This window comes from Candidatus Eisenbacteria bacterium, from assembly GCA_016867495.1.
Classification (GTDB): domain Bacteria; phylum Eisenbacteria; class RBG-16-71-46; order CAIMUX01; family VGJL01; genus VGJL01.
Genome location: VGJL01000064.1, coordinates 1 through 13738 on the forward strand (window position 1 = coordinate 1; position 13738 = coordinate 13738).

13 protein-coding genes are annotated in these 13738 nt (G+C 66.3%); 11 read left to right on the top strand and 2 right to left on the bottom strand.

The genetic code is table 11. The annotated features are described in order from the left end of the window. The 5 genes from FJY88_07635 to FJY88_07655 form a co-directional block, all read left to right on the top strand. Positions 1–325, top strand: a 325-nt coding sequence (locus FJY88_07635; protein MBM3287205.1) for an inorganic phosphate transporter, incomplete at its 5' end; no start/stop codon positions are given. A gap of 13 nt (positions 326–338) precedes the next feature. Further along, the gene (locus FJY88_07640; protein ID MBM3287206.1) at positions 339–977 is read left to right on the top strand and encodes a DUF47 family protein; all 639 of its coding nucleotides are present in this window, start codon (positions 339–341) and stop codon (positions 975–977) included. A 126-nt stretch (positions 978–1103) separates the two neighbouring features. Next, the gene (kbl, locus tag FJY88_07645) at positions 1104–2306 is read left to right on the top strand and encodes a glycine C-acetyltransferase (protein ID MBM3287207.1); all 1203 of its coding nucleotides are present in this window, start codon (positions 1104–1106) and stop codon (positions 2304–2306) included. Between the two features lie 59 nt (positions 2307–2365). Further along, complete coding sequence (locus tag FJY88_07650) at positions 2366–3334, top strand: NAD-dependent epimerase/dehydratase family protein (protein MBM3287208.1); 969 nt, start codon at positions 2366–2368, stop codon at positions 3332–3334. 146 nt (positions 3335–3480) lie between these two features. After that, a complete protein-coding gene (locus FJY88_07655) occupies positions 3481–4326 on the top strand; it encodes a hypothetical protein (protein MBM3287209.1) in 846 nt (281 codons plus the stop codon). Between the two features lie 90 nt (positions 4327–4416). On the opposite strand, the gene FJY88_07660 is transcribed toward FJY88_07655, so the two are convergent. Beyond that, positions 4417–5121, bottom strand: coding sequence for a PEP-CTERM sorting domain-containing protein (locus FJY88_07660; GenBank protein MBM3287210.1), 705 nt, complete (start codon positions 5119–5121; stop codon positions 4417–4419). A 264-nt stretch (positions 5122–5385) separates the two neighbouring features. Here FJY88_07660 and FJY88_07665 point away from each other — a divergent pair, with 264 nt between their 5' ends. Beyond that, positions 5386–6540: a sulfate transporter gene (locus FJY88_07665; protein ID MBM3287211.1), complete on the top strand. Its 1155-nt coding sequence runs from the start codon at positions 5386–5388 to the stop codon at positions 6538–6540. Positions 6541–6607: 67 nt separating this feature from the next. Here FJY88_07665 and FJY88_07670 read toward each other — a convergent pair whose 3' ends face one another. Next, complete coding sequence (locus FJY88_07670; GenBank protein ID MBM3287212.1) at positions 6608–8140, bottom strand: radical SAM protein; 1533 nt, start codon at positions 8138–8140, stop codon at positions 6608–6610. On the opposite strand from FJY88_07670, the gene arsM reads away from it, so the two are divergent. The 5 genes from arsM to FJY88_07695 all read left to right on the top strand — a co-directional run. After that, complete coding sequence (gene arsM / locus FJY88_07675) at positions 7976–9190, top strand: arsenite methyltransferase (GenBank protein ID MBM3287213.1); 1215 nt, start codon at positions 7976–7978, stop codon at positions 9188–9190. The two genes, FJY88_07670 and arsM, sit on opposite strands and share 165 nt — an antisense overlap. Positions 9191–9354: 164 nt before the next feature. Then, positions 9355–10569 carry a GNAT family N-acetyltransferase gene (locus FJY88_07680; protein MBM3287214.1) on the top strand — a complete coding sequence of 405 codons (1215 nt, stop codon included), beginning with the start codon at positions 9355–9357 and terminating at the stop codon, positions 10567–10569. 93 nt (positions 10570–10662) lie between these two features. After that, positions 10663–11061, top strand: a complete 399-nt coding sequence (locus FJY88_07685; protein MBM3287215.1) for a hypothetical protein — start codon at positions 10663–10665, stop codon at positions 11059–11061. Positions 11062–11151: 90 nt separating this feature from the next. Continuing rightward, on the top strand, positions 11152–12489 hold the full coding sequence (locus tag FJY88_07690; protein ID MBM3287216.1) for a TolC family protein: 1338 nt from the start codon (positions 11152–11154) through the stop codon (positions 12487–12489). Next, positions 12453–13738: efflux RND transporter periplasmic adaptor subunit (locus FJY88_07695; GenBank protein MBM3287217.1), on the top strand; the 1286-nt coding region annotated here is incomplete at its 3' end. The genes FJY88_07690 and FJY88_07695, both read left to right, overlap by 37 nt.

Consider the following 13738-nt stretch of genomic DNA (forward strand, 5'->3'; position numbering starts at 1 on the left):
GATGGGGATCGGGACGGCGGTCGGCGGCTGGCGGATCATCCACACGCTCGGGACGCGGGTGACGAGGCTGGAGCCCGTCCAGGGATTCGCTGCCGAGACCGGGGCCGCCTCCGTGATCGAGTTCGCCTCCAGGGTGGGGATACCGCTCTCGACCACGCACACGATCTCAACGGCGATCATGGGAGTCGGGTCCGCGCGGCGGCTCTCCGCGGTTCGCTGGGGAGTGGCCGGGGAGATCGCCACCGCGTGGGTCCTGACCTTCCCGATCTGCGGCGTGCTGGGTTTCCTGTCCGCGAAGCTCTTTCAACTGGTGGGTCTCCGCTGAGGGGGATAATGGGATGCGACTGAGCCTGATACCAGAGAATCGCCAATTCTACGACTTCATAGAGAACGCTGCATCCAACATGCTCGAGTCGGCTCGAGCGCTCCGAGGGCTGCTCGAGGACAACAGCTCGCTCGAGGGGAAGCTCGAGCGCCTGCACGAACTGGAGCACAAGGGGGACGAGATCACCCATACGACGCTCGACACGCTGAACCGCACCTTCGTCACCCCGTTCGACCGCGAGGATATCGCCTTCCTCATCCGTCGCATCGACGATGTGGTCGATTTCGCCTGGGCCGCGGCCGTGCGCCTGCAGGCATACTCGATCCGGGAGGTGACGCCTACGGCGATGGAGTTCGGCCGGCTCATCTTCCAGCAGGCCGAGATCCTCGCGCGCGCGCTATGCATGCTCAGGTCCCGGGGGAAGATGAAGGAGATCCTCGAGATCTCGAGGGAGATCCACGATCTGGAGAACAAGGCCGACGAGGTCTTGCGGGGAGCGCTGGCGAAGCGGTACGACTCAGGCCCCCACACCATCGAGTCGCTCATTCTGGGACTCAAGTGGAGCGAGATCTACACGATCCTGGAGAAGGCGACCGACCGCGCCGAGGACATCGCCGACACGTTGCAGGCGATGGTTCTCAAGTACGGCTAGGCGGGTCTCGTAGCGGCAGCTTCCCGGCGTTGACGAAGCGTCGCCCCGCGCCTATACTCCGTGCTTTGGCTTGGCTTGGGCTGCCCGTGAAGACCCGCCCGGGGTGGCGGTAGGGAGGTTACGCAGATGTACGGGAAGATCAAGGAAGACCTCAAGAGGAACATCGCCGAGATCCGGGACGCGGGCCTCTTCAAGAAGGAGAGGATCATCACGACGCCTCAAGGGCCGCAGATCAAGGTGGCCACGGGCGAATCGGTCCTGAACTTCTGCGCCAACAACTACCTCGGCCTCTCTTCCCATCCCAAGTTGATCGAGGCCGCCCATCAGGCGCTCGACCGGTGGGGATACGGGATGTCGTCGGTGCGCTTCATCTGCGGCACGCAGGAGCTCCACAAGACGCTCGAGCGCAAGCTCTCGGACTTTCTCGGCACGGAGGACACGATCCTCTACGCCGCCTGCTTCGATGCCAACGGAGGAGTGTTCGAGCCCCTCCTCGATCAGGACTGCGCGATCATCACAGCCGCGCTGAATCACGCCTCTGTCATCGACGGCATCCGTCTCTGCAAGGCCCGGCGCCTCATCTACAGCCACTTGGACATGGCCGACCTCGAGGCGAAGCTCAAGGAGACGCAAGACGCGAAGTACCGCATGGTCGCGACCGACGGAGTCTTCTCCATGGACGGAGACATCGCCCCCCTCAAGGAGATCGCGGCTCTCACCCAGAAGTACGACGCCCTCCTCATGGTCGACGATTCCCACGCGACCGGGTTCATCGGAAGCAAGGGACGAGGCACTCACGAGTACCACGGGGTGATGGACAAGGTCGATCTGATCACGACCACCTTCGGCAAGGCGCTGGGCGGAGCGTCGGGCGGCTGCACTTCGGGCCGGGCCGAGCTGATCGAGTGGCTGCGCCAGAAGTCGCGTCCCTATCTCTTCTCGAACACTCTCGCCCCCACCGTCGCGGCGGGCACGGTGGCGGTGATGGATCTCCTCTCCGCCACGACCGAGCTGCGCGACAAGCTCGAGCGCAACCAGAAGATGTTCCGCAGGATGATGACCGAGGCGGGATTCGACATCCGCCCCGGCGACCATCCGATCGTGCCGATCATGTTCGGCAAGTTCGAAGACGACGCCCGGCTGGCGGGCGAGTTCGCCGATCGCCTCCTCAAGGAAGGGATCTACGTGATCGGCTTCTCCCATCCAGTCGTGCCCCGCGGACAGGCCCGCATCCGGGTCCAGCTCTCCGCCGCGCATGAAGAGGAGCAGATCAAGAAGGCAGTCGCGGCGTTCACGAAGATCGGCAAGGAGCTGAAGGTCATCGCCTAGGCGACCGGGTCGCGGCGATCGGGCAGGGGACAAAGGAGGGAGCGATGGCGGGGAAGAAGATTGCCAGGATCTTGGTCACGGGGTCGGTCGGCCAGATCGGCTCGGAACTGACCCTCGCGCTGCGGGAGCGCTACGGAGCGGAGAGTGTTGTGGCCTGCGGGCGGAAGACGCAGCCATCCAAGGCCCTTCTTGAATCGGGCCCCTTCGAATGGGCCGATGTGACCGACCCGGCGCGGATGAAGGAAGTCATCGGCAAGTACAAGATCGACACGATCATCAACATGGCGGCGATCCTCTCGGCCGTGGGAGAGAAGAACCCACAGCTATGCTGGGAGATCAACGTCACTGGACTGATCAACACGCTCGAGCTCGCCCGCGAGCTGGAGCTCACACAGGTTCTCTGTCCCAGCTCGATGGCGGTCTTTGGCGCGGGGTGCCCCAGCGTGAACACGCCGAACGACACGGTGCTCAAGCCGGCCACCATGTACGGGGTCACCAAGGTCACGGGCGAGCTGCTGTGCGACTACTACGTCAAGCGCTTCGGCGTCGACGCGAGGGGGCTGAGGTATCCGGGCATCATCTCGGCCGAGACCCTTCCGGGCGGCGGCACGACCGACTACGCCGTGGAGATCTACTACAAGGCGATCGAGGAGAAGAAGTACACATGCTTCCTGCGCGAGGATACGCGGCTGCCGATGATGTACATGCCCGACTGCATCAAGGCGACGATGGATCTCATGGAGGCGGACTTCGGATCGCTCAAGCACCATGGCGACTTCAACGTCACGGCGATGAGCTTCTCCGCGGGGGAGCTGGCTGCGTCGATCCGCAGGCACATCCCCGACTTCCAGGTCGCCTATGCGCCGGACTTCCGCCAGCAGATCGCCGACTCCTGGCCGCAGTCCCTCGATGACTCCGCCGCGAGGGAGGAGTGGGGCTGGAAGCCGAGCTTCGATCTCGAGGCAATGACGACCGACATGCTTTCGAAGCTCCGCAAGAGGCACGCCGAGGGGAAGCTCTATAACTAGCGGCTCTCGGATGCGCCTGATCGGACCCGACAAGAGAGCGGGCGCGCCGCGCGTGCGCCGGGGGAATGCCCGCTTCGCCCGCCAAGTCGGAAATCTTAAGGGAATAGTGGACGCGCGTCAGACAAGCCCTTAGACTCCCGCCCGACATGCCCGAAACCAGACATCCTGCATTGTCGCCGGCGCTGGCCTGCGCCGTGGCAATCGCCTTCATCTGCTGTCTTTCAGGCGCCGCGGCTGCAGCGAATGATGCCGCGCACGTCGTCCTGTATATGGAGGTCCCCACTGATTCCGTCGAGATCGGCGGATATTTCACGACGCGTCTCTTGTTGTCAGCCGGCGGCGGCTCTCCCCGGAAGCTCGAGCTTCGCCTGGATTACGATCGGGCGGTTCTGCGATTCGAGGGAGCGTCAATCGATCCCAGGATGCAGCTATGCCCGGATTGCCAGGCGGACGCTCGGGACACCGCGCAAGGCACCCTGTACATACGCGGGGTCGTGACGGGGAGTCCCGAGACGTGGAACGGGCCGCCCGTTCTGTTGGAGATGCGCTGGCTCTCGCTGGGTGCTCTGAGCGGACCCAGGCGCGCAGGCCGGGGGCTCGCCCTGATGGCGATGGAGATCAGTTCGAGCGACGGGAGACCTGTGGAGGTCTTCGCTCTCAGCAGGAGTGTTCCTCTCAAGAAGCGTGGAACTCCTGAAGCCGAGGAGACCGACCCGATGATTCCCATCGTGACGGGCGGCCCCAATCCGTTCAGCGCCACCACCAGCCTCTCCTATGAGCTGCGGCAGCCTGCCGAGGTGACGCTCGAGATCTTCGATCTGGGGGGTCGACTGATGCGACGCCTCATGAGCCCTCCGGCAGTCTCGGGTCCCCAGCGTCTCACCTGGGACGGGAGGGATGATGAAGGCAATGCCGTTGCCGCCGGCGTCTACGGCTACCGGCTGGGGATAGGCAGCCGATTCTACTCCTCTAAACTGACAGTTCTGAGATGAGACGCCTGCATGCTCGCTGCAGGCGCCTCCAAGATAGGCGTCGCTCGGGGGCGGCAATCCCATGAGGGCCCTGCCGCTCGGGATGGACGCCTAGTTTCGCTTCCTTCGCAGCCCCGCCGCGGCCAGCAGCCCCGTTCCGAGAAGGAGGAGAGTGGCCGGTTCGGGGATCGGCTCCACCAGCGCCGCAGGAACCAACACATGATACTTGGTGGATCCGTCGCCGATCGGATCGAGAGGATCGGCGGCCGTGAAACCGGAGTTCCAGGTGGCGTCCACCGTGGGGAAGCCATCGCCCTTCGCATAGAAGTCTCCCCAGGCGGGCATCCAGCGGCTGTCGAACTCGATGGTCGTCACGATCCCTCGAATGCCGCGGTTGAAGAGAATTCCGTGGATGTCGCCCGGCATCCCGTCATTGCCTTCGCCAGGCCCGTGAGTGCCGATGTCGCCGGGCATGAGGAGATAGGGGACGAGGCTGCCTCCGGCATCGTTGACTCGGACGTTTGCGATGTCCCCGGAGGATAGGTCGAGAGATGTCTCGAGGATCAGCCGCTCGGTCTTTCCGGGAGGATGGCTGAGCTCGTATCTATAGGTCCACCACCCAGGCGTGCTCGTCTCGGTCACCCTCCAGCTCAGGGTCGACGCTTGCCCGATTGTCGTCGCCCAGTGCCCCAGGGCGTCAAGGCCCGTGGGATAGGACAAGGATCCGTAGTAGAAGACAGCCTGGCTTGGCATCGGGACAAGCACAAGCCCGACCAGCACAACCATCCAACCAGCTTTCATGTAACGAGATAACATGGCGCACCTCTCGGTCAGCCACTCTTTCTTTGCTGCCCAGGCGGTCCGGCGGGCTGAACCGGCCGTGAAGGGTTTCTGCTTCCTGCGAGTATTATACCCGATGGCGCTGCCGGGTTTCAACCGAACAATTGTCCATGCGATCGACTGTCGATCGCCGATGTCGATTAGAGTCGCTGGATCGCCCGTCGGCCTGTCCAAGGGCCGGGACGTCAGACCGGGACGTCAGATCTGGACAGCCGGAATCGGGACTGCGACCATCCGGCGATGCTCAGCAGGCTCAAGCACGCGAAGCTCGACCGCAACGAGATCGCCGGCTCGCTCGGCGACATGGGGACTTTCCTGCCGCTTCTCGTCGCACTGTCCATCCAGAACGGGATGGACTTCGGCGCGTCGCTCTTCTTCGCCGGGCTCTTCAACATCGTGACAGGCCTCGCGTTTTCCATCCCGATGGCCGTCCAGCCGATGAAGGCGATCGCCGCGATCGCGCTCACCAAGGGTCTCACGGTCCCCGAGATTCTGGCGGCGGGAATCACGGTCAGCGCGGTCATCCTGGCGCTGGGGGTCACTGGCCTGATCGGATGGGTGAGCAGGATCGTGCCGAAGAGCGTTGTGCGCGGACTTCAGCTCGCGCTGGGCCTCTCGCTCCTCATGAAGGGACTCCAGATGGTGGCGGGCACGCGCATCGCGATCGGCCCCGACAGTTATCTCACAGGCGCGCTCTCGGCCCTCATGGTCATGGCGCTCTTCCTCTCGCGCAGGGTGCCGGTGGCCCTCGTCCTCTTCGTCGCCGGTCTGATCCTGGCGGTCGGGAAGGAGCCGGGTGTCCTCGCGTCCCTCCGGATCGTCCCCTGGGTTCCGCGCTGGACGCCCCCAGAGTGGGGTGACTTCGCCTCGGCCTTCTCGAAAGCGGCCCTGCCCCAGATCCCGCTGACAGCGCTCAATTCCGTGGTCGCCGTCTGCGCCCTCTCCTCGGATCTCTTCCCGGAACGGCCGGCGCCCCCGCGGAAGGTGGCGGTCTCGGTCGGCTGCATGAACTTGGTCGCGGCCTGGTTCGGGGGGATGCCGATGTGCCACGGGGCCGGGGGTCTTGCAGGGCAGTATCGTTTCGGAGCGCGGACGAACGGCTCCATCCTCTTTCTCGGCGCGGCGAAGATCGCCGTCGCACTTCTCTTCGGCGCCTCCCTGCTCGCCCTTTGCCGCTCGTTCCCGGCAAGCATCCTCGGCGTGATGCTCGCCGTCAGCGGCACCGAGCTGGCCCTGGTGACGCGAGATCAGACAGAGCGGGCATCCGCGCTGACGATGTTCCTCACCGCGGGCGCATGCCTGTCCCTGGACAACGTGGGGATCGGGTTCCTCATCGGCCTCGCGCTGGCGCTCTGTCTCGCGTTGGGGAGGCGCCTCACGACCGGGACGAGCTGATGCGCGAGGCGAGCGTCTCGGGAGCGCGCGAACCGCTCTGATGCCCGGCGCGGGCGCTCCGGATGGTCTAGGAGTGCAGGTCGATCGGCGCGCGCGGGACGGCGTCCTTGACCTGGGAGGCCATCTTCTCTTCGAAGACCTTCTGGTTGGGGCTCATCCTGAAGACCGAGAAGCCTGCCTTGACCTTCCGCTTCAGCTCCCCCGGCGAGCGGACGCGCAGGAGATTGCGAAGAACATACCCGGGCCTCAGGTAGAAGCCCTTGTAGCACTCGACGAGCATCTCGCGAAGCTCCTGCCTGGTGAAGTTCTCCTCCCAGACGGGCAGCTCGTATCCCGGCTTCGGATCCTCGGCGAACTTGCGCCAGACGTCCTCCTTGATGATCCCCTGCTCGAGCCCCTTGAAGTAGATCTCCGTTCCGGGATAGGGGCAGAAGATCGTGAAGTGGACGTAGTTGGGATTGAGCTCGCGCGCGAGGCGGATCGAATCCTCGATATCGCTTCGCGTCTCGGTCTGCTGCCCGATGATGAAGTAGGCGAGCGTCTCCATCCCCGCCTCCCTCGTCCAGCGGAAGGCGTTCTTGATCCGCTCCACCGTGCTGTTCTTCTTGATGACCTTGAGCATCCGGTCGTTGCCGCTCTCCACGCCGTAGTGGATGCGGTCGCAGCCGGCCGAGGCCATCGCGCGCAGGAGATCGGCGTCGATCGTGTTCACGTGGGCGCGGACGTCCCAGCGGAACTTGAGCTTGCGCCTTCCTATCTCCTCGCAAAGCTGATAGACGCGGTCCTTGCGGACGGTGAAGGTGTCGTCATAGATGAACGCCTCGCCGATGCCGAGGCGCAGGCACTCCTCGATCTCGTCGGCGACATGCCGCGCCGATCGCCAGCGGAACCCCGAGATGACGGGGGAGTAGGGACGATCGCAGAAGGTGCACCGGTACGGGCATCCGCGACTCGTGAACATGGTCGTGATGACGTCGCTCCTGCCGAGAAGCGACGTGTAGAGATTCACGTCGAGCTTGTGGCGCGCCGGGAAACCCAGGATGTCGAGGTCGGTGGTGCTGGGCGCGATTCCGTTGTTGACGATCTTGCCTGAGACGGGATCGATGTAGACGAGCCCCTTGACTTCGGGCCAGAGCTCGGGCGCGCCGATCTTGCCCAGGAACTCGGCGAACGCGATCTCGCCCTCGCCCTGGATCAGGAAGTCGACCTCGGGGCGCCGGATGGTCTCGTCCGGGTAGAGATGAACGTGGGGTCCCCCCAGCACGATCCTGGCCGCCGGCGCCACCTCGCGCACGATCTGGCAGGTGAGGATGACATCGATCAGGGTGAAGGTCATCGCCGTGATTCCCACGACGTCGAAGGCGTGTCTCGAGATCTCCTGCGCGAGCTCGGGATAGGTCCAGCCGTGGGGCTGCGCGTCCAGGACTTCGACCTGATGGTCGGTGTGGGCTTCCAGGTATCCCGCCAGCGAGAGAACCCCGAGAGGCGGGTTGAAGCCTCTGTGCTTCTCGACGATCGCGGGATTCTTCCCGATCAGCTCGTTGAAGCGCGGCGGATTGATCAGCAGGACCTTCATGGCAGCTCCCGTATGCGTGTCCATCGAACGCGACCCGTAATCCTATCTTCGGCAGAAACGGGGGTCAAGGTGATCGATTCCCGCCTTGAATGGGCGTGTCGGGGGGTTCCCCCGCGGACATGCGAGGCTCCGGCGCGCAACGGGCTTGAGCCGGCCTCTCTGCGAGAGCAGTATGAAAGGAGGGCTGCGGCGGCGGTCGTTTCATCGATGGAGGACCTCATGGATACCCACGGGCGGAAGCGAAAGGAAGTGGCCGAGGACTACGCGCGGGCCGTCGCGAGTCCCTCCGGGGGGAGTTGCTGCTCCGGCCCCGTTCCCAAGGGGGTCGCCGCGAAGCTCGCCGGCTACGCGGAAGGCGACCTCGCGGCGCTGCCCGCGGAGGCCGTCGTCAACTCGTTCGGCTGCGGCAATCCGCTCGCCTTCGCCGATGTGAAGGCGGGCGACACCGTGCTCGATCTGGGATCGGGCGCGGGAATCGACCTGCTCCTCGCCGCGCGGAAGGTGGGGCCCACCGGAAAGGTGATTGGCGTGGACATGACCGACGCCATGATCGAGAAGTGCCGCGAGAACGTGGCCGCGGCCGGGCTCTCGAACGTCGATGTCCGCAAGGGGATCATCGAGGATCTGCCGGTCGACGACGCCAGCGTCGACTGTGTGATTTCCAACTGCGTCATCAACCTCTCGCCCGAGAAGCCGCGGGTCTTCGCCGAGATCGCCCGGGTGTTGCGCCCCGGAGGCTTCATGCTGGTCTCCGACATCGTGGCCGAGGGGCTCCCCGCCGAGATCATCCGCGACCGCCATCTCTACTCCTCCTGCCTGGCGGGCGCGATCAGCGAACGTGAGTACATCGAGGGATTGAGACAGGCGGGACTGACCGAGATCGAGGTCCGCGAGCGGATCGTCTACGATCGGGCGAACCTCAAGGCTCTGATCGGTTCCGAGCTTCGCGATCCTGACGGCGGGGGGTGCTGCTGCGCCGCCGGGAACCTGGACGCGGTGGCGGAAGAGTGGGCGCCACGCCTCGAAGGCCGCATCGCCAGCGTGAAGGTCTTCGCGCGGAGGCCGCGGGTCTGACCCTGCGCGGGGGGAAGGAGCCCCCGGCGCGCCGGCCGGTCTCGGGGACGGGGCCGGCCCTCTCCTGGTCCGGCATCGAGCCCCGCAGACATCGAACCCCGTCTCGCCTCGCTGGGCCGGGGCGTGTAGGATGGCGGCGGACTCCAGCGAAAGGAGCAGGCGCCATGAGCATCGTCGTCACTCCCTGCACCAGCGTCGATGAGGTCGCGAGCGCCCTCAAGCCGATCTCGCACTACTTCGGCGGAACGCCGACACCCGAGGACATGGAGCGATGGACGCGGACCGTCCGGGTGGAGCGGATGCACGCCGCGAGGGAGGACGGCACGATCGTCGCGGGCGCGGGCGCCTTCGAGTTCGAGCTGACCGTCCCCGGCGGGACCGTGCCCGCGGCGGGAGTGACGGTGGTGGGCGTCCTTCCGACCCATCGGCGCAGGGGGATCCTGCGCGCGATGATGCGCGCCCAACTCGACGACGTGCGCGAGCGGGGCGAGCCGGTCGCCTATCTCTGGGCCTCTGAAGAGACCATCTACGGCCGCTTCGGATACGGGATGGCTTCCCTCTGCGGTGAGATCGATCTGCCGAAGGGTTCGAGCGGCTTCGCCCGGGAGCACACGTCGAGGGGCCGGATCCGCATGGTCGGGGAAGAGGAGGCGTATCTCCCCTTCTCGGAGATCTATGATCGGGTGCGCCGCGTGACCCCGGGGATGTTCTCGCGCACGGAGGATTGGTGGCGGGCCCGCCGGCTTGCCGATCCCGAGAGCCAGCGGCGCGGCGGAGGGGTCCTGAATCGCGTCCTGCTGACTTTCGATGGGAGGCCGGAAGGATACGCCACCTACCGCATGAACCAGTCGATGGAGGCCGGGGTCTCCACGGGGTTCGTGAGTGTGATCGAGGCGATGGGAGCGACGGGGGATGCGACCCGCGAGATCTGGCGCTTCCTCCTGGACATCGACTGGTGCGCGCGCGCAAAGGCGTCGCTCCTGCCGGTCGATCACCCGCTCTTCCTGCTCCTGGCCAGGCCGCGCCTCATGAAGTACCGCGTGAGCGACGGCTTGTGGCTGAGGCTCGTGGACGTGCGGGCGGCCCTCGCGGCCAGGAGGATCGCCTCGGGAGATCCGGTGGTTCTGGAAGTCGCCGACCCCTTCTGTCCGTGGAACGAGGGGCGCTATCGGATCGCTGACGAGAGCGTGGATCGGACGAGCCACGAGCCCGATCTCTCCCTCGAGGTCGGCGCGCTGGGCTCAGTCTATCTCGGGGGGTTCACATTCACCGAGCTTGCGCGGGCGGGGAGGATCGGGGAGATCCGACCGGGAGCGGCGGCCAGAGCGGACGCCCTCTTCCCGCGCGACCGGGCCCCGTGGTGCCCGGAGATCTTCTGACGAGAGAGGGAACTCCCGCAGGGCCCGGGGGGTATGGTATACTCAAGTGTCGACCTTATGAGAATCCTATCTGACAGAATGTCCCGCGGCTGCGTGGCGTGCTTCTTGATCCTGTCGCTGCTCTGCCTCGCCGGTCTCGACATGGCCATCTGCTTCGGAAGCGATGGGCACATCGGAGTCAAGACCGGCGTCGGCGGTTGTTGCGGGACGGGGGAGCATGAGGGAGCCTCCTCGCATCCCGTCGATCCGGCGGATCCCCACCAGACTGAAGTCGGTGAAGCTGAGGCGGAAGGCGAACAGGATTGCGAGGACGTCCCGCTCCTCCGCCTAGTGCCGACCCCGCGCCTCGCCGATCTGAGCGCGGCTCCTCCCGCCACGGCGGCCGCGGCCCATCTGTCCCTCTCCCCGGAGCCTTCCGCCCACGCGACGCGGGCGGTGTCGCTCCCCGATTCACGCCTCTGCCGATTGAGGTCCATCGTCCTTCTCGTATAGTCCGTTCCCCGCGTAGCCATATCGATTCCCAATCGTCGCGGCCCGGGCTCGATCCCCGCCCGCGACCGGGCTCGTTTCTCCGGGGGACTGATGACTCGATTGACAGGACTGATCTGCCTTCTGGCACTGACCGCGGCGCTGTTCACGGCTCGCGATGTGTCGGCCGATCCGAATCATCTCGATGGCCTGCCCATCGAGGGCGGGGTGACTCCCAGACATCGGCCGCGCGGCCCCACGCTGACGATCGACGAGGTCCGCGCGCTCGCGCTCGAGGGGAACGCCGACCTGGAGGCGGCTCGAGCGGCCGCGGCCGAGGCGCGAGGCCTTCTCAGACAGGAGCGGGCCTGGGCCAATCCCGAGCTGGATGTGGACGTCGAGGGGGTGGGTGGGGACGAGCCGGGTTGGGACCGGGCCGAGATCACGTGGAGCGCGAGTCAGCGCATAGAGCCCTTCGGGACAAGGAGGGCGCGGTCAGAGGGGGCGCGGCATGGCCGCGACGCCGCGCTTCACTCGCTCGCGATCGCGCGGCTGGATCTTCTCGCCGAGATCGAGCGCCGCTTCGCCGACGCGCTCGCGGCGAATGCCCGCGTGGCGGTCTTCGAGGAATACGACAGCCTCGCGGTCGCGATGATCCGGACGGTGACCGCCCTCGTTGAGGCGGGCGAGGTCTCGCCGGTCGAGATCGACCGGGTGGAGGCGGAGCGGGCGGCTTCCGCGGCCCAACTCCGCGTCGCAACGCTCGAGCGCCGCGATGCGCTCCGCGCCCTTGCGCGGCTCTGGGGAGGCGAGGAAGAGGATTGCGGCGGCGTTCGGGGCCATCTGGAGATCGACGCGCGACTGCCCGACCGAGACTCGCTCCTCTCTGCGGCGATCGACCTGCCCGACGTGGAGCTCTCGAACGCGCGGCTCAAGCGAGCCGAGGCGGAGGCGCGCCTCGCGGGGCGCGCCCGGCTACCCGATGTCGCCGTGCGGGGGGGAGTGAAACGTCTGAGCGAGACCGGCTCCCAGAGTTATGTGGGAGGGGTGTCGGTCGCCCTGCCCCTCTTTGATCGTGGGGGGGGAGGGCTCGATCAGGCCCGGGCTCTGGAACGGCGGGCGCGCGCAGATCGGGGGGCGGCCATCGCCGGGATCCGCCTCGATCGGGCCTCGGCCCACGATGCGCTCGCGGCCGCGATCGTGAACCGCCGGGCCATGCGCGAGGAGACCCTGCCCCGCATCCAGGCGATTCACGCGTCGATTCGAGAAGGCTACCTGCGAGGCAAGTTCGGTCTTCTCGATCTGATGGAAGCCCACCGGTCCTCCCTGCAGGGAGGACTGGAATACGTCGAGGCGCTGCGATCGCTCTGGATCGCCCGCGCCGATCTTCGGCGCCTCACCGGCGGCAGTCCGGAATGGAGCGCGGCGATGGAAGAAGGAGAGAGAGAATGACACGCGATGCAAATTGGACCACCGGATTGATGTCGTTCGCCGCCAAGCTCGGCCTAATCCTCTTCTTCGTGTACGCCGCCGGAGGATGCGCCCTTGAGAGGGGTGGCGCGACTCACGACGAGTCGCATCATGCCGCGGCCGAGGAAGAGATCTCCGACCTGGACCGCACTCTCGATGATCTCATGGATGACGCCTGCGAACACGGGACGCCCACCTACGAGTGCGACGAGTGCCGGTACGAGGTCGGAATGGTGAAGGTCGCCCCCGATCTGCTCGATGAGGATGGGCCGCTTCGCACGGAACGCGCCGAGCGCAGAACGCCTGTCGGCGCGGATGCTCACAATGGGGAGGTCTGTCTGAACGGCGAGAAGGCCTCCTTCTTGAGCCCGCGGGCGGCAGGAACCGTGCAGTCGATTCATGTCGATGTGGGCTCCCGCGTGCGGCGGGGAGAGATCCTCTTCACGGTCGAGAGCCCTGAGTTCGCCGAGGCGCGGTCGGCTTATCTTGCGGCTCAAGCGTCCTTGAAGCTCGCTGACGCGACGCGCGAGCGCGAGCGGGACCTCTACGAGAGGCGGATCTGCCCGCGCAAGGACCTTCTCGAGGCGGAAGCGGCGCGGGAGGCGGCCGCAGCGACGGCTCAGGCGGCGAGGGAACGCCTCCGCGCCTGCGGGCTCGATGACCGGGGAATCGCTCTTCTCTCCGCCGACGCCGTCCACGGCGCGCCGCTGGCGGTGAGGGCTCCTTTCGACGGGACGGTGCTCGAGCGCGATCTGAGCGTGGGCGCCGCGGTCGAGCCCGGCCAGCAGCTCCTGCTTGTCGGAGACACCTCCGAGATGTGGGTGTGGGCATCGCTGGACGATGATGATCTCCGCGAGATGGAGCGGCGACTCGCCGGCGGGCCCGCGCGGGCCAGCGTGACTGTGCCCGCTTTCCCGGGCCGCTCCTTCCCTGGACGCGTCGACCGCATCGCCGGGACGATCGACGAGACGACCCGGGCGGCAAGGGTGCGGGTGGTGGTTCCGAACAGCGAGGGTTTGCTGCGAGCCGGCATGTTCGCCCGGGTTCACCTCCACGAGGACGAAGAGCCGGTCTTGATGGTCCCCGCGGAGGCCGTGCTCGAGGACGATGGGCGCGAGTTCGTCTTCGTTCCCGCCGATCCTCCCTACTTCGTCCGACGCCCCGTGACGACCGGCCGCGAACTGGATCAGTGGGTCGAGGTGACGCAGGGCCTCTCGGACGGGGATCTTGT